Origin of the sequence: Nocardioides sp. CCNWLW239 (assembly GCF_037137035.1) — a bacterium.
Classification (GTDB): domain Bacteria; phylum Actinomycetota; class Actinomycetes; order Propionibacteriales; family Nocardioidaceae; genus Nocardioides.
This window is the reverse complement of record NZ_JBBBNW010000002.1, coordinates 198,147-217,295: the sequence shown is the minus strand read 5'-3', so window position 1 is coordinate 217,295 and position 19,149 is coordinate 198,147. Positions and strand designations below refer to the sequence as shown.

The window sequence follows — 19,149 nt, the reverse complement described above, 5'->3', positions numbered from 1 at the left end:
TTCGCATGTTCCCATCGGCAGGCTTCCACCGCCTGGTCGCAGATCCCCCCGAGCCGCTGGCTACGGATGACTTCTACCTCGCACCGCTCCGGCCGGAGCTGCTCGACCTGGACACCGAGGCCTATCTGGCCAGCCCTGACGTGATCCGCGATCACAGCTGGGGCAGGTGGCCGGTCGAGGGTTTCGGCAGCGAGGACAACCTGCCGCTGGTGATCCGGCACTGGTCCGACCATCAGGCGGGACGTGCCTTCACCTACCTCTTCCTCGACCCCGAGAGCACCTGCTCGCTCGGCTGCCTCTACGTCCAGCCGCTGTTCCCCTACCTGGAGGCGATGGGCGCCGACGCCCAGACCCTGCTCAGGTACGCAGGTGGCGCCACCGCCCGGGTCAGCTACTGGCTCCGCCAGGACCGTGAGCCCGGGCTCAGCGCATCGGTCGCCGAACGGTTGGACGAGTGGCTGCGTACGAAATGGCCGTTGGACGGCTATCTCTACCGCGCCGCCCCGGCGGAGGAGTGCACCGTGCACGCCCTCGACCGGTTGCCGCTGGACCGTGTCGTGATCGACCTTCCTGCGGAGCGCTACGACTACCTGTGGTGGTCCGCAGTATGAGTTAGTGGGACGCGTGTCTGGCGTCCGAGACGCCGGTCACATACTCTCGGTACATGAGCGCATCGAACCCGACCCCGTCCGGCGGCCCGATCGTCGAGGGCCCGCTCGATCCCGAGCACGACGCCACGGCGTCCCTGGCCCTCGAGCCCGACTATGTCGCCCGGCTGACCGGTCGCATCGTGGCGACGACGGGGGAGAGTCGAGAGGTCATCAGTCCGCTCAACGGGGCGCCGCTGGCGCACATCCCGCAGTCGAGCGACGACGATGTCGCCGCGGCCTTCGCCAAAGCCCGGGTCGCGCAGGAGAAGTGGGCCGCGACCCCGGTCGCCGAGCGCGAGCGCATCCTGATGAGGCTGCACGACCTGGTCCTCGACCGGCAGGACGAGATCCTCGACCTGATCGTGCTGGAGTCGGGCAAGGCCCGCAAGCACGCCTTCGACGAGCCGCTGCACATCGCGCTGACCGCGCGCTACTACGGGCGGCGGAGCAGCAAGATCCTCGACACCGAGCGCAAGCTCGGCGTCATCCCGGTGCTCACCCGGGTCGAGCTCAACCACGTGCCGAAGGGCGTCGTCGGCATCATCAGCCCGTGGAACTACCCGTTCACGATGGCGCTGTGCGACGGCATCGCCGCGATCGCCGCGGGCAACGCGGTGGTCATCAAGCCCGACTCGCAGACGATGCTCAGCGCGCTGCTCGGCGCCGAGCTGCTCGCGGAGGCCGGGCTCCCGGAGAACCTGTGGACGGTCGTGGCCGGTCCGGGCTCGAAGGTCGGCACCAGCATCATCCAGCGCGCCGACTACGTCTGCTTCACCGGCTCGACCAGCACCGGCAAGCTGGTCGCCAAGCAGGCGGCTGAGCGCCTCATCGGCGCGTCCCTCGAGCTCGGGGGCAAGAACCCGATGCTCGTCCTCAGGGACGCGGACATCGAGAAGGCAGCCGAGGGTGCCACCCGCGCGGTCTTCTCCAACTCCGGCCAGCTCTGTGTGAGCGTCGAGCGGCTCTTCGTCGACGACAAGGTCTACGACCGCTTCGTGGAGCGCTTCGTGGCCCGCACCCAGGCGATGACCCTCGGTGCCACCCTGGGCTGGGAGAACGACATGGGCACCCTGATCTCGCAGGCCCAGGTCGACACCGCGACCGCCCACGTCGAGGACGCCGTCTCCAAGGGCGCTCGCGTGCTCACCGGCGGCAAGGCCCGCCCCGACCTGGCGCCCTACTTCTTCGAGCCGACCATCCTCGAGGGCGTCACCCCCGAGATGACCTGCTTCGGCAACGAGACCTTCGGTCCGGTCGTCTCGATCTACCGCTTCCACAGCGAGGAGGAGGCGATCGAGCGCGCCAACGACGGCGAGTACGGACTCAACGGCTCGATCTACAGCCGCGACACCGCCCGCGCCCGGCGCATCGCCCGCCAGATCAAGTGCGGCACGATCAACATCAACGAGGCTTTCGGTGCCACCTTCGCCAGCATCGACGCCCCGATGGGCGGCATGCGCGAGTCCGGCCAGGGCCGTCGTCAGGGAGTCGAGGGCATCCTGCGCTACACCGAGACCCAGTCGGTCGCTTCGCAGGCCGTCCTGCGCTTCGCCCCGCAGTTCGGGATGAGCGAGCAGGCGTACGCCAAGTTCATGACCGCCTCGCTGCGGGTGCTGAAGTCGCTGGGCCGCGCATGAGTCACTACGACGTTCTCGTCATCGGCTCGGGGTTCGGCGGGTCGGTCAGTGCGCTGCGCCTGACCGAGAAGGGCTACAAGGTCGGGGTGGTCGAGGCCGGTCGCCGGTTCAGCGACGACGAACTGCCCAACACCTCCTTCGACCTGCGCAAATACCTCTGGGCGCCGGCGATCGGCTGCTACGGCATCCAGCGCATCGACATGGTCAAGGACGCCGTCATCATGGCCGGCGCCGGGGTCGGTGGTGGCTCGCTGGTCTACGCCAACACGCTCTACGAGCCGCTCGACCCGTTCTACGAGGACCCTTCCTGGAGCCACATCACCGACTGGAAGGACGAGCTCGCGCCCTACTACGAGCAGGCCAAGCGGATGCTCGGCGTCACCCTCTACCCGCACCTGACCCCCGCCGACGAGGTCATGCAGAAGGTCGCGGCCGAGGCCGGACGCGGTGACACCTTCCACAAGGCGCCGGTCGGCGTCTTCTTCGGAGGCCCTGGCCACGTGGAAGGGCAGGAGGTCGCGGACCCCTACTTCGGAGGGGAGGGCCCCGACCGGCGTACGTGCACGAACTGCGGCGAGTGCATGACCGGCTGCCGCCACAACGCGAAGAACACCCTGGTCAAGAACTACCTCTACCTGGCCGAGAAGAACGGCGCCGAGGTGCACCCGCTGACCACGGTTACCCGCGTCTACCCGGCCAGGACCGGAACCGGGTACGTCGTCGAGACCCGCTCCACGAAAGCCAAGCTGGGCATCGGCCGGACGACGCGGTTCACCGCCGACCAGGTGATCTTCTCGGCGGCCTCGCTCGGCACCCAGAAGCTGCTCCACAAGCTCAAGCGCACCGGCGACCTGCCGCAGATCTCCGACCGTCTCGGCGAGCTGACCCGCACCAACTCGGAGTCGATCCTCGGCGCGATCGCGCCGGACACGGCCATCGACTACACCGAGGGCGTGGCGATCACCTCCTCGTGGCATCCCGACGAGCACACCCACATCGAGCCGGTCCGCTACGGCCACGGCAGCAACGCGATCGCGGCGATGCAGACGGTGCTCACCGAGGGCGGTCCCCGGCGGTTCCGCCGTTGGCTCAAGGAGATGTGGCTGCAGCGGCGGTCGCTGCGTACGTTCTACGACTTCAAGCACTGGTCCGAGCGCACCGTCATCGCGCTGGTCATGCAGGCGCTCGACAACTCGATCACGACCTTCCCGAAGCGGACGATCTTCGGGTGGCGGATGTCGTCGAAGCAAGGTCACGGCAAGCCGAACCCGACCTGGATCCCGGCGGGTCTGGACGCCGTGCGGAAGATGGCCGGAGTGATGAGCTCGGGGGAGAAGCCGGGATACGCCGGCGGCACCATCGGCGAGCCGTTCAACAAGCCGATGACCGCCCACTTCATCGGCGGCTGCACCATCGGCGACTCGGTGGAGACCGGTGTCATCGATCCCTATCAGCGGCTCTACGGCCACGAAGGCCTGCACGTCGTCGACGGTTCCGCGATCTCTGCCAACCTGGGCGTGAACCCGTCGTTGACGATCACCGCACAGGCCGAGCGGGCCATGGCGTACTGGCCCAACAAGGACCAGGCCGACCCCCGTCCCGAGCTGGGTGCGGGCTACGCGCGGATCCAGCCGGTGCCCCCGGCCTCGCCGGCGGTGCCCGCGACCGCTCCGGCTGCGCTGCAGCTGCCGATCGTCGATGTCCGCTGACCGATCTGCCGCCGCCGCGGCAGGGTCCCTGGCAGGGGTCGTTCCGGAAGATTCTGGCAGGAAGTTCGCAGATGCCCCGTAACCGAGGTTAAGAGGGATCGTTGGAGTGATCAGACCCGGGATTGCTCCCTCCCTAATACATCGCCGGGTCTCCAGTCCGGACATCTTTGTCTCGGGCAATCAGGGCCCGACCACCTCCCTCCCCGGTCGGGCCCTGGTGCATTTCCTGGCATTTCGCGGGCGACGTGCGTCCTCGTTACGATTCGTGCATGACGCAGGCTGCTGGGGCGGAAGAGCACGATCTGGTTCTCGTGGTGGACTTCGGCGCGCAGTATGCGCAGCTGATCGCCCGCCGCGTGCGTGAGGCGAAGGTCTACTCCGAGATCGTGCCTCACTCGATGCCGGTCGAGGAGATGCTCGCCAAGAACCCGAAGGCGATCATCCTCTCCGGCGGCCCCTCGAGCGTGTACGCAGAGGGTGCCCCGGCCATCGACAACGGACTGTTCACCGCGGGCACCCCGGTGTTCGGAATGTGCTACGGCTTCCAGCTGATGGCCCAGGGCCTGGGCGGGACCGTCGACGACAACGGGGCGCGGGAGTACGGCCGCACGCCAGTCACCGTCGGCGTCCCCGGCACGCTGCTCCGGGACATCCCGCCGGCCCACAACGTGTGGATGTCGCACGGCGACTCGGTCTCCGAGGCGCCCGAGGGCTTCACCGTGCTCGCGAGCACCGCGGACACCCCGGTGGCTGCCTTCGAGAACGTCGACAAGCAGCTCGCCGGCGTCCAGTGGCACCCGGAGGTGCTCCACTCCGAGCACGGCCAGCAGGTGCTCGAGCACTTCCTGTGGGACATCGCGCAGTGCCGTCAGACGTGGACCATCGGCAACATCGCCGAGGACCAGATCGAGCGGGTCCGCCAGCAGATCGGCGACCACCGCGCGATCTGCGCGCTCTCCGGCGGTGTCGACTCCGCGGTCGCCGCGGCCATCGTCGCCAAGGCGATCGGTGACCGGCTGACCTGCGTCTACGTCGACCACGGCCTGATGCGCAAGAACGAGTCGGTCGCGATCGAGAAGGCCTTCCGGGAGTCCACCGGTGCCGAGCTGAAGATCGTCGACGCCGAGAAGGAGTTCCTCGACGCGCTCGCCGGGGTCACCGACCCGGAGGAGAAGCGCAAGATCATCGGGCGCGAGTTCATCCGCTGCTTCGAGCGTGCCGAGGTCGAGATCCTCGGTGACTCGGACGAGAAGGTCGCCTTCCTCGTCCAGGGCACCCTCTACCCCGACGTCGTCGAGTCCGGCGGCGGTGCCGGCACCTCCAACATCAAGTCCCACCACAACGTCGGCGGCCTCCCCGAGGACCTCGAGTTCGAGCTGGTCGAGCCGCTGCGTGAGCTCTTCAAGGACGAGGTGCGCGCGGTCGGCTCCCAGCTCGGCCTGCCCGACGAGATCGTCCAGCGCCAGCCCTTCCCGGGCCCCGGTCTGGGCATCCGCATCATCGGCGAGGTCACCAAGGAGCGGCTCGACATCCTCCGCGAGGCCGACGCGATCGCCCGCGAGGAGATGACCAAGGCCGGCCTCGACCGCGACATCTGGCAGATGCCGGTCGTGCTGCTCGCCGACGTCCGCTCGGTCGGCGTCCAGGGCGACGGCCGCACCTACGGCCACCCCGTCGTGCTCCGCCCGGTCACCTCCGAGGACGCCATGACCGCCGACTGGGCCCGGCTTCCCTACGAGGTCATGGAGCGCATCTCCACCCGGATCACCAACGAGGTGAGCGAGATCAACCGGGTCACCGTCGACATCACCTCGAAGCCTCCGGGCACCATCGAGTGGGAATGATTCGTCGGGCGGTCCCGGCCGTGGACAATGTCGTCCATGACTGAGCCGGACCTCGCTCGACGACTTCTCGACGCCCATGTCGCCCACGAGGTGGCGGCGATGCGTGGCGTACGCTTCCTCGATCTCGCCACCGGCGAGATCGACTTCGCGCTGCGTGCCGCCGGTGACCTGACGCTCGACCAGGTGATGCCGCGCGACCTGATCAAGGAGGTCGCGCTGAAGTACGTCAGCACCTTCCGGCTCCCCGGTGCGATCCCGGAGGTCGCCGGCGCGCTCGCGACGAGGCTGAAGGCGCATCCTGCCAACGACACGCCGCTGGGCGCCGTGGTCAGCCGCCCGCGGATCGCGGAGCTGGTCGAGGCCCTCGTCGAGATGCGTACGTTGCGCCGGCAGGTCCTGCGGACCCTCGCCGACAACTCGGGGATCCAGGCCGGCGTCGGCACCGTGGTGCGGGGCACGGCGAGGGGCGCCGTCGACACCGGTCGCCGGCTCGCCGACAGCCTCCCGGGTGGTGCCTTCGGATTCTCGATCGCCGAACGCGTCGCCGGCCGGATGGCGGACACGGTGAAGAGCACCCCGGTCGGCGCCGCCGTCGACCAGAGCGCACGTGAGCTCGCCGAGCGTGGTGCCGGCGCGCTGCTCGCCTACCTGTCCGACACGGCCGCGAGCTCGGTCACCGACGAGGAGGTGCACGACGCGCTGCTGGAGATCTGGGACGCGCTCGCGACCCGGCCGGTGCGCGAGATCGCCGATCTGGTCGACGACGAGCAGCTGGTCGCACTCTTCGTCGGGCTCTACCAGGTCTGGCTCGACGTCCGTGACTCGGACTACCTGCAGGCCTTGGTCGACACGGGTGTCGACTTCTTCTTCGACACCTACGGGGCGTTCACCCTCGACCGGCTTCTGGAGGAGTGGGGCCTCGGCCGCGACGACCTGGTCGAGGAGGCGCTCCGCTTCGGGCCGCCGGTCATCGAGGCGCTCGCCGAGGCAGGAGTCCTCGAGCAGCTGGTCCGTCGCCGGCTCTCGAGCTTCTACGAGTCATCGGAGGCTCGGGCACTTCTGGGCTGACGCCGTGTGCCGGGCCGCCGGGGTGGGTACCGGACTCCGAGCAGTCGATCAGGCAGGAGGCACGAGATGGCCGAGACGATCGTCGACGACAGGCTCTGGGAGAACTTCCACCGCGCGGTGAACATGACCTCGCGTGACCTGCGGAAGTGGCTCGCCGTGCAGGGTGCGGGGGAGACGGCCGAGACCGAGCCGGACCGGGCCGGCAGTGAGCTCGGGCACCGGGTCGCCGACATTCTGGGCAAGCGCCGCGCCGACCTCACCCCCGACGACGTCGAGGTGATGCACCGGGTCGTCGACAAGGTCACCGACCTGCGTGGTGGTGACACCGGCCAGTGGGAGCCGACCGCGGGCGATGCCCAGTGGCGCCGCCGGCTGATGAACATCGGCCACGACCCGCTCGCGCCGTGAGCGCGCCCCACGTGCGATGAATGCCATGAGCACCGTGGGCGCCGCGGAGTGGGTGCCGGAGTCGCCGACGCTCGCCGACCTGCGCAGCGCCGTCCAGGACTGCCGCGGCTGCGAGCTCTACCGCGACGCCACCCAAGGGGTGATGGGCGAGGGACCCACGCCGGCTCCGCTGATGCTGCTCGGCGAGCAGCCGGGTGACCGCGAGGACCGCGAGGGCGAGCCGTTCGTCGGCCCGGCCGGCGGCATCCTCCACGAGGCCCTTGCCGATGCCGGGATCGACCCGGAGCAGACGTACACGACCAACGTGGTCAAGCACTTCCGCCACCGTCTCTCCGGCAAGCGCCGCATCCACCAGTCACCGACGAGCAAACAGGTCGGCGCCTGCGCTCCGTGGCTGGCGGCGGAGCTGGATCTGGTACGTCCCACCGGCGTCGTCCTGCTCGGCGGCACGGCGGGCAAGGCGCTGTTCGGTTCCTCGTTCCGCGTCGGTGTGGCTCGAGGGCATCTCCTCGAATGGCCCGACGCCATCGCCACGGAGACCCTCGACCCCTGGGTGCTCGCCACGACCCACCCCTCGGCCGTCCTCCGGGCGGAGGACGAGCGGCAGGCGACGTACGACGGTCTGGTGGCCGATCTGAAGGTCGCTGCGGGTGCGCTGAAGAAAAGATCGAAGAAGTGACGGAGGCGATGTCGAGATCCCTGGTGCGCACTCGACGCGTGGGTGAGAGCAACCCCACCCACCTCTGAGGAGATCGAGATGAGCACCAACGCACAACGAGCCGGCTGGATCATCACCGTCCTGGTCACCCTGTTCCTCGGCTTCGACATCGTCACCCACCTGCTCCGGGTCGAGGCCGTCATGGACTTCAACGACAAGATCGGCGCGCCGGGCTGGTTCCCGGTTGTCTGCGGCGCCGTTCTCGGCCTGTCGCTGGTCGCCTACCACCTGCCCGCCACCCGGGCGATGGGGACGATCCTGATCACCGCCTACCTGGGCGGCGCGGTCACCGTCAACCTGATCTTCGGGCAGCCGGCCTTCAACACCGTCTTCGCCATCGCCACCGCCGTCCTCGTCTGGGCCGGCGCCTGGCCCCGCGACCAGCGCCTGCGCGGGTTGGTCGCGGTCTGAGGTAGGCGGCATCGTCGGGGTAGTCCGGGAGCGAACTGCCTATTACTCGCCAGTAAATAGGCAGTTCGCTCCCGGACTACCCCCTCAACACGAGCCGTCAGCCCTGACGCAGGCGGGTGAAGGCGCCGAGGACAGTACGTTCGGAGAGCACCAGGTAGTCCTGCAGCTCGGTCGCGGCGGCGGGGCCACCGTGCTCGAGGAAGGTCTCGAGGAGGGCGCGGTTGCGGGTGACGAACGGGGCGTGCAGGGCTTCGGGGTTGTCGATCTCGAGGAACGCGAGCCGCAGCTCGGCGGCGATGTCGCGGAAGAGGCGCTCGAGCCGGGGGCTGTCGGCGAGGGCGACGATGGCGTCGTGGAAGGCCATGTTGGCCGTGCCGACCGTACGCCAGTCGCGCGCCTCGAGGCTGGCCTCGCCCAGTTCCACGGCCTCGCGCATCGCGGCCACCGCGGGGTGCAGCGGGGAGCCCGCGGCCAGGGCGGCTGGTTCGACGTAGCGGCGTGCGCGGTAGATGTCGACGACGTCGGCCACGCCGGGGGAGGCGACCGAGACTCCGCGATGGGGAACGTGCTCGATGAGTCCTTGCTCGGCGAGCACCCGGAACGCCTCCCGCAGCGTGTTGCGGGAGACCCCGAGCTTTTCGGCCAGGGAGATCTCCGAGAGCCGGGTGCCCGGCGCGAACTCGCCGTCGATGATCCGCCGGCGCAGAGCGTTCGTCAGGGTGTCCTCGACATCGGCCATGACGGCATCCTAGGGGAATCGCATCCGCGAACAATCGAAACATGATTTTAACGGACTCGACTATCATTGTTGAACAATCGATGTCATCCTGTACTACACACAGAATGTGGCCCCGACCACATGGCCCCGCGGATGGCAGGAGTCCCCCCATGACTGACACGACCAGCGCCGAGCGCGCGAAGAGCTTCGCGCGCTCGCGCCGAGGACCGATCCTCGGCGCCATCTTCCTGATGGCCACCTCGGCCATCGGCCCCGGCTTCATCACCCAGACCGCGACGTTCACCGCTCAGCTCGGCGCGGCGTTCGCGTTCGCGATCCTGGCTTCGATCCTGATCGACTTCGCGCTGCAGATGAACGTGTGGCGGATGATCACCGTCGCCGGCAAACGGGCCGGTGACCTGGCCAACGAGGCCGTGCCCTACTCCGGTCACCTTCTCGCGACCCTCATCGTGATCGGCGGCCTGGCGTTCAACATCGGCAACATCGCGGGCGCGGGCCTCGGCCTGAACGCCCTGCTCGGCATCGAACCGAAGATCGGTGGCCTGCTCTCGGCCCTGCTGGCCATCGGCATCTTCATGTACAAGCGGGCCGGCCGCGTCGTGGACATGGTCGTGCTCGGGCTCGGCCTGCTGATGATCGGCCTCACCCTCTTCGTCGCGATCGCGTCCCAGCCCCCGGTCGGCGACGCGCTGCGTCAGACCTTCGTGCCCGACACGCTCAACTTCGCGACGATCACCACGATCGTCGGCGGCACCGTCGGCGGCTACATCACCTACGCCGGCGCCCACCGCTACCTCGACTCCGGCCTGGTGGGTCCCGAGCACGTGCCGGCCGTCCACCGGGCATCGATGAGCGGGATCCTCGTCACCGGGATCATGCGTTACGTACTCTTCCTGGCGATCCTCGGTGTGGTGGCCTCGGGCGTCACCCTCGACTTCTCGAGCCAGGCCGCCAACCCGGCCGGCCAGGCGTTCGGGGCGGTGCTCGGTGACGCCGGCATCCGCATCTTCGGGGCGATCTTCTGGGCCGCCGCGATCACCTCGGTCATCGGTGCCGCCTACACCTCGGCGACCTTCATCTCGACGTTCTCGAAGAAGCTGGGGACGGGATGGCGGCTGCAGGTCGCGACGGTCGCCTTCATCGTGGTCTCCCTGGTCCTCTACCTGCTGATCGGCGCCGCGCCCGCGTCGATCCTGGTCTTCGTCGGTGGTTTCAACGGCCTGATCCTGCCGATCGGCATGACGATCTTCATGTACATCGGCTGGTTCCGTCAGCGCGACGTCCTGAACGGCTACCGCTACCCGGTGTGGCTGTTGACCCTCGGCACCCTCGCGACCCTGCTCAGCTGGTACATGGGCATCGTCTCGATCCGCCCGATCTTCGCCTTCATCGGCATTGGAGCATGAGAACTGTGACAACGAACCCTGTGGCAACCATCGATCTGAACTCCGACCTCGGCGAGAACGCCCCCGACCGGGTGGTCGCCGACGACGCGGCCATGCTCGGCATCGTCTCGAGCGCCAACGTCGCCTGCGGGTTCCACGCCGGCACCCCCGAAGGGATCCGTACGACGCTCGCCGACGCCGTGGCCAACGGCGTCACGATCGGCGCTCACCCCGGTTATCGCGACTACGAGGGCTTCGGCCGCCGGGCGATGGACATCGACTCGGCGACCCTGCAGGCGCACGTCGAGTACCAGCTCGGTGCGCTGCTCGGCCTGGCCTCGACGGTCGGCGGCGAGGTCCGGTACGTCAAGCCGCACGGCGCCCTCTACAACACGATCGCGCGTGACGAGCGTCAGGCGCGCGACGTGGTCGCCGCGGTCAAGGCGATCGACCCGTCCCTCGTGCTGCTCGGGCTGGCCGGCGGCGTCGTGCTCGACGTGGCTGAGAAGTCCGGGCTGGCGACGGCCGCGGAGGCCTTCGCGGATCGTGCCTACACGCCCGGCGGCGAGCTGGTCTCGCGCACCGAGCCCGGTGCGGTCCTCCACGACGCCGACGCCGTCGCGGCCCGCATGCTGCGGCTCGCGCGCGAAGGTGTCGTCGAGGCGATCGACGGCACCGACGTGGCCGTACGCGCTGAGTCGATCTGCGTGCACGGCGACAGCGACGGGGCGATCCGGATGGCCGCGGCCATCCGGGAGCTGTTCGAGGCCGAGGGCATGGTCATCGCGCCCTTCGCCGGAGCGGCTGCATGATCGCGAGCACCAGCCAGCTGGCGGAGGCGCGCGCTGCGCGCGCCTCCTACCGGGCCGGCGAGGTCGTCCCGACCAGTGGGGTCGCCCATGGTCTGGTGCAGGCCAACCTGATCTCGGTGCCGGCCGACTGGGCCTTCGAGGTGCTGCTCTTCGCGCAGCGCAACCCGAAGCCGTGCCCGGTGCTCGAGGTGCTCGACCCGGGCGCCCACGAGTCGTCCCTGGCGCCCGGATCCGACCTGCGCACCGACATCCCGGCGTACCGGGTCTGGCGCGACGGCGTGCTGGCCGAGGAGGTCACGGACGCGAGCGCGGCCTGGGAGGAGCACCCCGACCTGGTCTCGTTCCTGATCGGCTGCAGCTTCACCTTCGAGGCGGGTCTGGCCGACGCCGGGATCCCGATCCGTCACCAGGAGCTCGGCCGCAACGTGCCGATGTACCGCACCTCGCGCGCGTGCGCGCCCGCCGGTCGCCTGCGCGGCGACATGGTGGTCTCGATGCGCCCGATCCCCGCGGACCGCGTCGCGGATGCCGTACGCATCTCCGGGCGCTATCCGGCGGTGCACGGCGCGCCCGTGCACGTCGGTGACCCGGCCTCGCTCGGCATCGCCGACCTCGGCGCACCCGAGTTCGGAGACGCGCCCGAGGTGCGGGACGGCGAGGTGCCGGTGTTCTGGGCCTGCGGGGTCACGCCGCAGGCGGCGATCATGGCCTCGCGTCCGCCGTTCGCGCTGACCCATGCTCCGGGCCACATGTTCATCACCGACGTACCGGATGCGGAGTATCTGGCGTGAGGCGCGTGCTCATCGCATCGGACCAGGCGCTGCTGGTCGAGGAGGACGACCTCGAGGGCGCGATGCGGCTGCATGCAGCACTCGCGGCCGTGCCCCCGACCGGGGTCGTCGAGCTGGTGCCGGCGGCGCGGACGGTGCTCGTCCGGTTCGATCCGACCCTGGTCGACGAGGAGGCGCTCGCCAAGGAGCTGGTCCGTATCGAGCCCGTCCACGGCGGCCTTCCGACGGCAGGTGAGGTCAGGATCGGCGTGCGCTACGACGGCCAGGACCTCGACGAGGTCGCCGAGCTGCTCGGGGTCAGCGCCGAGGAGGTCGTGGCGCGCCATACGGCCGCGACCTGGCGGGTGGCCTTCACCGGCTATGCGCCCGGGTTCGGCTACCTCGTCGGTGACGACCCGCTCTTCGACGTACCGCGTCGCTCCTCACCGCGCACCCGGATCCCGGCCGGCTCGGTCGGGCTGGCCGGGACGTTCTCCGGCGTCTACCCACGGGAGAGCCCCGGCGGCTGGCAGCTCATCGGACGTACGGACGCACCGATGTGGGACCTGCACCGAGAGCCGCCCGCGCTGCTCGCGCCCGGGATGACCGTGCGGTTCGAGCGGCTCGAGCGTGAGTCGGTCAACTCGACAAGCTCGATACAACGCTCCGTGACCCAGGCCTCGCCGGCGGCCGAGGCCGTGGAACACCCCTTCGCCGTCGAGGTCGTACGTCCCGGCCTGCAGCTCGTGCTCGAGGACCTCGGCCGCCCGGGCAACGCCGCGCTCGGCGTCTCCGCGTCGGGCACCGCCGACCGCCGCGCCCTGCGGGCCGCGAACCGTGCCGTCGGCAACGCTCCCGGCACAGCCGGCTTCGAGCTCGCCGGTGGTGGCGCGGTGCTGCGTTTCACCGGCCCCACGGTCGTCGCGGTCACGGGCGCCGCCGCCGATACCGAGATCGTACGCAGCGACGGCCCGTCGCTCCCGGTGGAGCACGGCACAGCGACCGCGATCGAGGACGGTGAGGAGCTGCACCTCGGCTGGGTCGGCGAAGGCTTGCGCACGGTCGTCGCCGTGCGCGGCGGCCTGGACCTGGAGCCTGCGCTCGACAGCCTCGCCAGCGACACGCTCGCGGGTCTGGGCCCGGGTGACGTCGGCGGTCGGCCGCTGCGCGAGGGCGATGTCGTGCCGCTGCACGGCCCCTCAGCGGCGCCCTACGCGGTCGATCCCTGCCCGGCCCCCAGCGATCAGTTGCCCGCGCCCGGCGACACGGTCGAGCTGCGCATCGTGCTCGGCCCGCGCGACGACTGGTTCACCGACGCCGGGGTCCGCACCCTGGTGGAGCAGGAGTGGACTGTCACGCCTCGCTCCGACCGCGTCGGCGTACGCCTCGAAGGGGCCGTCCCGTTGGAGCGTGCCGTCCCCGGCGAGCTGCCGAGCGAGGGCGCGGTGACCGGTGCCATCCAGGTGCCGCCCGACGGTCAGCCCGTGCTGTTCCTTCCGGATCACCCGCTCACCGGCGGCTATCCGATCATCGGCGCGGTCATCGACCGCGACCTGGACCTGGCCGGGCAGCTGCCGCCCGGGGTCCGCATCCGCTTCCGACCCGTCGCCGAGATCCGAGGAGACTGACATGCGCAGGGTGCTCATCGCCAACAGGGGAGAGATCGCCGTCCGCGTCGTGCGGGCGGTCGCCGAGGCCGGCCTGGTGTCGGTCGCCGTCTACGCCGACCAGGACGCCGACGCGTTGCATGTGCGGCTCGCCGACGAGGCGTACGTCCTGGGCGGCTCCACCGCCGCCGACTCCTATCTCAGCATCGAGTGGCTGATGGCCGCGGCCCAGGCGTCCGGTGCCGACGCGGTGCATCCGGGCTACGGGTTCCTGTCGGAGAGCGCCGAGTTCGCGCGCGCCGTCGAGGCGGCCGGCCTGATCTGGATCGGTCCCAGCCCGGAGAGCATCGACCAGCTCGGCGACAAGATCACCGCCCGCCGGATCGCGCAGAGCGTGGGTGCACCGCTGGTGGCGGGCACCGACCGGCCGCTGGAGTCCGCCGACGAGGCGGTGGCGTTCGCGCGCGAGCACGGGCTCCCCATCGCGATCAAGGCCGCTTTCGGCGGCGGCGGTCGCGGCCTGAAGGTGGCCCGCGAGCTCGAGGATGTCGCCGACGCCTTCGAGTCGGCGTCGCGCGAGGCGCTGGCGGCCTTCGGTCGGGGTGAGTGCTTCGTGGAGCGGTTCCTGGAGCGTCCGCGGCACATCGAGGCGCAGGTGCTGGGCGACGGCACGGGGAACGTCGTGGTCGTCGGGGACCGGGACTGCTCGCTGCAGCGGCGCAACCAGAAGCTCGTCGAGGAGGCACCCGCTCCGGGCCTGACCGACGAGCAGCGCCGCCGGATCCACGACGCCGCCCGCGACATCTGCGCCGCCGTCTCCTACCGCGGCGCCGGGACCGTCGAGTTCCTGATGGGGGCCGACGGAGTGATCTCGTTCCTCGAGGTCAACACCCGGCTCCAGGTCGAGCACCCGATCACCGAGGCGGTCACCGGCGTCGACCTCGTCGCCGAGCAGCTCCGGATCGCCGCGGGAGAGGGCCTCTCCTTCACCGAGACGCCGGCGCCGAACGGTCACGCGATCGAGCTCCGGATCAACGCCGAGGACCCGGGTCGTGGCTTCCTGCCGAGCCCGGGCGTCGTGACCGGCCTGCGGGTCCCGGCCGGGCCCGGTGTCCGCTGGGACGCCGGGATCGAGGCCGGCGACACGGTGCAGAGCGCCTTCGACTCGCTGATCGCCAAGCTGATCGTGCATGCGCCGGACCGGGACACCGCCCTCGTCCGTGCCCGTCGGGCGCTCCGCGAGCTCTCCGTCGAAGGCGTCGCGACCGTCGTCCCCTTCGCTCGTACGCTGCTCGACGACCCGGCGTTCTCGACCGACGGGTTCGGGGTGCACACGCAGTGGATCGAGACGGAGCTGATGCCGCGCCTCGAGGTGCAGCGTCGCCCCGAGCCGGCACCGGAGAGGCCGTTGCGGCGGGTGCCGATCGAGATCGACGGTCGGCGGGTGATGCTCGGACTCCCCGACGACCTGCTGAGCGGTCTCGCCGCGGGCGGGACCGCGCACGCGGAGCCCGGACCGGCCGCCGCCGTCGCCGACCCGAACGCGCTCGAAGCCCCCGTCCCCGGCGTACTCGTCGACTGGCTCGTCCCCGACGGCGAACAGGTCAGCGAAGGTCAGGACGTCGCGGTCATCGACGCCATGAAGATGGAGACCCGGGTCGCCGCGCATCGTGCGGGCGTGCTCTCCCGAGGCGCCGACGTGGGTGGCACGGTCGCGATCGGGGACGTGCTCGGGAAGATCGAGTAGCTCGGGCCCCCGGGTGGCTCCCGGCAGGGCGCACTGCGCCCTGCCGGGAGCGGCAAGGGTTCCTGGGGGACCGATCGCCCGTCAGCGGTCGATCACGCCGGTCCAGTGCGCTCGCCCGTGATCGCACCAGGTCGGCGCGGCCACCAGAACGTCGGGCCAAGCCACAACGACAGGGCGGGCACCAGCACGGTGCGCACGAGCAGCGTGTCGAGCAGCACGCCCACGAAGATGACGATGCCGAGCTGGGCAAGCACCACCAACGGGAGCACGCCGAGCACGGCGAAGACCGACGCCAGCAGGATGCCCGCGCTGGTGATCACCCCGCCGGTCGCGGTGAGACCGCGGAGCATGCCGTCGCGGAGTCCGTGCGCCCGCGACTCTTCCAGAGCCCGGGTGATGAGGAAGATGTTGTAGTCCACGCCGAGCGCGACCAGGAACAGGAACGCCAGCAGCGGCACGCCGACGTCGATCGCAGAGAACCCGAAGACACCGGTGTAGATCCACCACGAGGTGCCGAGGGCGGCGAAGAAGGTGCCGACCACCGTGGCCACCAGCAGCAGCGGAGCGACGATCGATCGCAGCAGCAGCACCAGGCCGATGATGACCAAGCCGAGGATCAGCGGGATCAGCAGCGCCCGATCGCGCTCCGCGGCGTCGCGCTCGTCGACCGACTGCGCCTCGGTGCCGCCGACCCAGGTGTCGTCGAAGCCGTCGAGCCGGTCGCGAAGGTCGACGACGGCAGTCTCGGCGGCTGTGGTGTTGCTCGCGGCGTCGAAGACCACGGCGAGCCGGGTGAGGTCGTCGTTCTGCCCTGTGATGCGCACGGATACCACGTCGTCGCCCTGCTCGATCGCGGCCGTCACCTGTCCGGGATCGCTGCGGGTGATGACCGTGGCGGGGTCGACGGTGCCGGCGGGGAAGGACTCGCCGAGGCGGGTGGCGGCGCTGATCGACTCCGGCGTGTCGAGGAACTGCTCGGAAGTCGGCAGTCCCTGCTCGATCTGGGTGACGGAGAGGCCCAGCAGTGCGACCACGCCGATCGCGCCCAGGGCGAAGCCGCGGGGACGTCGGGAGACGGTGGTGCCCAGCCGGTGCCACGCAGACGTGCGCGAGTCGACCAGTGGCTCCTGGCCGACTCGCGGGACCAGCGGCCAGAACACCCACCGTCCGAACAGCACAAGAGCGCAGGGCAGCACGATCAATGCGTACGATGCCGCGATCACCACGCCGACTGCGCACGCCAGTCCGAGGCCGCGGGTGGTCGGTACCACCGACAGCAGCAGGGTCAGCAGGCCGAGCGTCACCGTCGTGGCACTGGCCAGCACCGCTTCGAACGTACCGCGCACGGCGGTGGCCATCGCGACGTATCGGTCCTGTTGAACTCGCAGCTCGTCGCGGTAGCGGCTGATCAGCAGCAGCGCGTAGTCCGTGCCGGCGCCGAAGACGAGGACGCTCAGGATCCCGATGGTCGACTCGTCCCAGGCGACACCGAACGTCGCGAGAACATGGGTGGCCGATACGGCGGCGACCTGGTCGGCGAGCCCGACCACCAACAGCGGAACGATCCAGAGCAACGGGCTGCGGTAGGTGATGATCAGCAGCAGCGCGACGATCACGGCGGTGGCGGCGAGCAGGGTGACGTCGGCGCCTTCGAAGACCCCGGCGAGGTCGGCCTGGACCGCAGCCGGACCGGTGACCTGAGCGTTGACGCCGTCGGGCGTCTGGTCGTCGAGGAGTGTGCGGATCTGCTCGACCGCGTCGGCGGTCTCGCTCGCGCCCTCGGTCCCGATGGGCACCACGCCCAGGGCAGCTGTGGCGTCCTCGCTGACTTGAAGCGGTTGCTGCTGCGCGGGTTGACCGCTGTCACCTTGTTGCGAAGTCTCCGACGCCACGACCTGGCCGTACAGTGCCGTGAGCTCGCCTTCGACCATCTCGGTGGACAGCGTGCCGTCGTCGGCGGTGAACAGCACGATGGCCACCGCAGAGTCGTCGGCCCCGAACTCGTCAGCGAGTTCCGCAACGGTGCTGGAGTCGTAGCCGTCGGGGAGGCTGTCGGTCGCCGACGGTGTGCGTTCCGCCTCGCCGACGGCGCCTATCAAGAGGCCGGAGAGAACGAGTGCGACGAGCGAGACCGCAGCGGCCAGGGATGGTCGCAGCAGCCGGCGGGTGGCCGGTGCTCGGTGCGAGGAACGAGGCGGCACGAGCGTCCTCCTAGGTAGACTTGAATCGAAACTATGAAAGAAACTTAGTAAGTTGGTGAGAGAAATCCAAGGGGACGACCCGAACGAGGCTCCGGTGATGCCCTCGCCTGGGCAGGTAGCCGAGGCGATGAGCACATCCACGCTGCAGTTGCTTCGGCGACTGCTCGACGCCGCGCAGGAGTCGGCGCCGGCGGTGGCTCGTCGCGCCGACTTGAATCACCACGAGCTCTCTGCGATGAAGCTGATCACCCGCGCGCCGATCGGGCCGAGCGACCTGGCCCGTCACTTGGGTGTGAGCTCGGCAGCAGCCTCCGGGATCGTCGACCGGCTCGCCTCGCGCGGCCACGTCCGGCGTGAACCGGACCCGGACGATCGCCGTCGGACCCAGGTCGTGGTGACCGACTCCGGTCGCGCGGACATCCTCGGTCAGCTGATGCCGATGTTTGTGGCCCTGGACGATCTCGATCGCCGGCTTTCACCTGAAGATCGTGCGGTCATCGACGCCTATCTCACTGCGGCGATCGCGGCGGTCGAGCGGCTCCTCTAAGTCGCGTCGGTCGGACTCGTGTGGTCGAGGATCGCGGGGATGGCCGTCTCCCAGGTGTAGGGAGGCGGCGGCTCGTGGCCGACGTCCTCGAGCGTCAGCAGGGTGGCGTCCGGGATCTCGCGGGCGAGGACCTCGCCGTGCCCGACGGGCATCAGCGGGTCGGCGGTGCCGTGGATGACCAGGGTGGGAGCGGTGATGTCGGCGAGCGAGGCCTCGATGCGCTCGCCCTCCGGAGCGGCATCGTGGTTCTCGAAGCTCGGTCGCAGGTCCGGTGTACGTCGCACGGACCGCTCGCACACCGCGCGCATCCGCTGCTCGTCGAAGCGCCGCGGGATGAAGGCCCGCTGGTCCTCGACCAGCATGGTCACCAGTGCGTCGTGGTCGTCCACGTCGGGCATCGGCCGGTCGGCCGCCGCTGCGAAGAACTCGGCCATCGCCTCGCCGATCGGCGGCAGCTCCACCCCCTCGAACGCGGACGTGGTCTGGTCGAGGATCAGGGTGATGACCCGCTCGGGATAGAGGACGGCAGCGCACTCGGCCACCGCGCCACCCATCGAGATCCCGAAGAGGTGCGCCCGGTCGAGGCCTAGGGCGTCGAGGATGCCTGGGACGTCCGCGACCATGTCACGCCAGGTGTAACCAGGCGCTCCCGCCGGCCAGGTCGTCGAGCGGCCGGTGTCGCGGTGGTCGTAGCGGATGACGTACCTGCCCCCGGCGGCCAGCGCCTCGCAGAAGTCGTCCTCCCAGTAGTCCATCGAGGCGGACTTGCCGCCGATCAGCAGGATCGGCGGATCGCTGGGTGAACCGAACGTCTCCGTGCACAGCTCGATCCCGTTGACGGCCAGCATCTGCTCCATGCCGACCAGCAGATCGCCGTCGGCAGATCGCGTCAAGCG

General features: G+C 70.0%; 17 protein-coding genes and 1 pseudogene. 15 read left to right on the top strand and 3 right to left on the bottom strand.

What is annotated here, in order from left to right; genetic code table 11:
- Nucleotides 1–5: 5 nt before the first annotated feature.
- The 8 genes from WBG06_RS06980 (at nucleotide 6) to WBG06_RS06945 (ending at nucleotide 8,445) form a co-directional block, all read left to right on the top strand.
- Entirely contained in the window at nucleotides 6–611 is a 606-nt protein-coding gene (locus WBG06_RS06980; protein ID WP_336735865.1) for a hypothetical protein, read from the top strand.
- Nucleotides 612–664: 53 nt separating this feature from the next.
- Nucleotides 665–2,287 (top strand): succinic semialdehyde dehydrogenase, encoded by a 1,623-nt coding sequence (locus WBG06_RS06975; protein WP_336735864.1) that lies wholly within the window; start codon nucleotides 665–667, stop codon nucleotides 2,285–2,287.
- Nucleotides 2,284–3,996: a GMC family oxidoreductase gene (locus WBG06_RS06970; RefSeq protein WP_336735863.1), complete on the top strand. Its 1,713-nt coding sequence runs from the start codon at nucleotides 2,284–2,286 to the stop codon at nucleotides 3,994–3,996. The genes WBG06_RS06975 and WBG06_RS06970 overlap by 4 nt, the downstream gene beginning before the upstream one ends.
- 269 nt (nucleotides 3,997–4,265) lie before the next feature.
- Nucleotides 4,266–5,840, top strand: coding sequence for a glutamine-hydrolyzing GMP synthase (gene guaA / locus WBG06_RS06965; protein ID WP_336735862.1), 1,575 nt, complete (start codon nucleotides 4,266–4,268; stop codon nucleotides 5,838–5,840).
- Between the two features lie 36 nt (nucleotides 5,841–5,876).
- Complete coding sequence (locus tag WBG06_RS06960) at nucleotides 5,877–6,908, top strand: hypothetical protein (protein WP_336735861.1); 1,032 nt, start codon at nucleotides 5,877–5,879, stop codon at nucleotides 6,906–6,908.
- 66 nt (nucleotides 6,909–6,974) lie between these two features.
- Nucleotides 6,975–7,316 carry a DUF3140 domain-containing protein gene (locus WBG06_RS06955; protein WP_336735860.1) on the top strand — a complete coding sequence of 114 codons (342 nt, stop codon included), beginning with the start codon at nucleotides 6,975–6,977 and terminating at the stop codon, nucleotides 7,314–7,316.
- Nucleotides 7,317–7,341: 25 nt separating this feature from the next.
- The gene (locus WBG06_RS06950) at nucleotides 7,342–7,995 is read left to right on the top strand and encodes a UdgX family uracil-DNA binding protein (protein WP_336735859.1); all 654 of its coding nucleotides are present in this window, start codon (nucleotides 7,342–7,344) and stop codon (nucleotides 7,993–7,995) included.
- Nucleotides 7,996–8,073: 78 nt separating this feature from the next.
- Entirely contained in the window at nucleotides 8,074–8,445 is a 372-nt protein-coding gene (locus WBG06_RS06945; RefSeq protein WP_336735858.1) for a DoxX family protein, read from the top strand.
- A gap of 97 nt (nucleotides 8,446–8,542) precedes the next feature.
- On the opposite strand, the gene WBG06_RS06940 is transcribed toward WBG06_RS06945, so the two are convergent.
- Complete coding sequence (locus tag WBG06_RS06940) at nucleotides 8,543–9,184, bottom strand: GntR family transcriptional regulator (protein WP_336735857.1); 642 nt, start codon at nucleotides 9,182–9,184, stop codon at nucleotides 8,543–8,545.
- A gap of 149 nt (nucleotides 9,185–9,333) precedes the next feature.
- Between WBG06_RS06940 and WBG06_RS06935 the strand changes: the two genes are divergently transcribed.
- The 6 genes and pseudogenes from WBG06_RS06935 to WBG06_RS06910 all read left to right on the top strand — a co-directional run bounded on the left by WBG06_RS06935 (nucleotide 9,334) and on the right by WBG06_RS06910 (nucleotide 15,505).
- Nucleotides 9,334–10,590 (top strand): NRAMP family divalent metal transporter, encoded by a 1,257-nt coding sequence (locus WBG06_RS06935; protein ID WP_336735856.1) that lies wholly within the window; start codon nucleotides 9,334–9,336, stop codon nucleotides 10,588–10,590.
- Nucleotides 10,591–10,610: 20 nt separating this feature from the next.
- Entirely contained in the window at nucleotides 10,611–11,381 is a 771-nt protein-coding gene (locus WBG06_RS06930; RefSeq protein ID WP_336736929.1) for a LamB/YcsF family protein, read from the top strand.
- Entirely contained in the window at nucleotides 11,378–12,172 is a 795-nt protein-coding gene (locus tag WBG06_RS06925; protein WP_336735855.1) for a putative hydro-lyase, read from the top strand. Before WBG06_RS06930 ends, WBG06_RS06925 begins: the two co-directional genes overlap by 4 nt.
- A pseudogene (locus WBG06_RS06920) lies at nucleotides 12,169–12,771 on the top strand (5-oxoprolinase subunit B family protein); the annotation flags it as partial. The gene WBG06_RS06925 and the pseudogene WBG06_RS06920, both read left to right, overlap by 4 nt.
- On the top strand, nucleotides 12,754–13,779 hold the full coding sequence (locus tag WBG06_RS06915; RefSeq protein WP_336736927.1) for a biotin-dependent carboxyltransferase family protein: 1,026 nt from the start codon (nucleotides 12,754–12,756) through the stop codon (nucleotides 13,777–13,779). The pseudogene WBG06_RS06920 and the gene WBG06_RS06915, both read left to right, overlap by 18 nt.
- Nucleotide 13,780: 1 nt before the next feature.
- On the top strand, nucleotides 13,781–15,505 hold the full coding sequence (locus WBG06_RS06910; RefSeq protein ID WP_336735854.1) for an acetyl/propionyl/methylcrotonyl-CoA carboxylase subunit alpha: 1,725 nt from the start codon (nucleotides 13,781–13,783) through the stop codon (nucleotides 15,503–15,505).
- A gap of 92 nt (nucleotides 15,506–15,597) precedes the next feature.
- Here the strand turns inward: WBG06_RS06910 and WBG06_RS06905 are convergent, their stop codons facing one another.
- A complete protein-coding gene (locus tag WBG06_RS06905) occupies nucleotides 15,598–17,706 on the bottom strand; it encodes an MMPL family transporter (RefSeq protein ID WP_336735853.1) in 2,109 nt (702 codons plus the stop codon).
- A 127-nt stretch (nucleotides 17,707–17,833) separates the two neighbouring features.
- Here WBG06_RS06905 and WBG06_RS06900 point away from each other — a divergent pair, with 127 nt between their 5' ends.
- Entirely contained in the window at nucleotides 17,834–18,253 is a 420-nt protein-coding gene (locus WBG06_RS06900) for a MarR family winged helix-turn-helix transcriptional regulator (RefSeq protein ID WP_336735852.1), read from the top strand.
- Here WBG06_RS06900 and WBG06_RS06895 read toward each other — a convergent pair.
- The gene (locus WBG06_RS06895) at nucleotides 18,250–19,146 is read right to left on the bottom strand and encodes an alpha/beta fold hydrolase (RefSeq protein ID WP_336735851.1); all 897 of its coding nucleotides are present in this window, start codon (nucleotides 19,144–19,146) and stop codon (nucleotides 18,250–18,252) included. The two genes, WBG06_RS06900 and WBG06_RS06895, sit on opposite strands and share 4 nt — an antisense overlap.
- Between the last annotated feature and the right edge of the window lie 3 nt (nucleotides 19,147–19,149).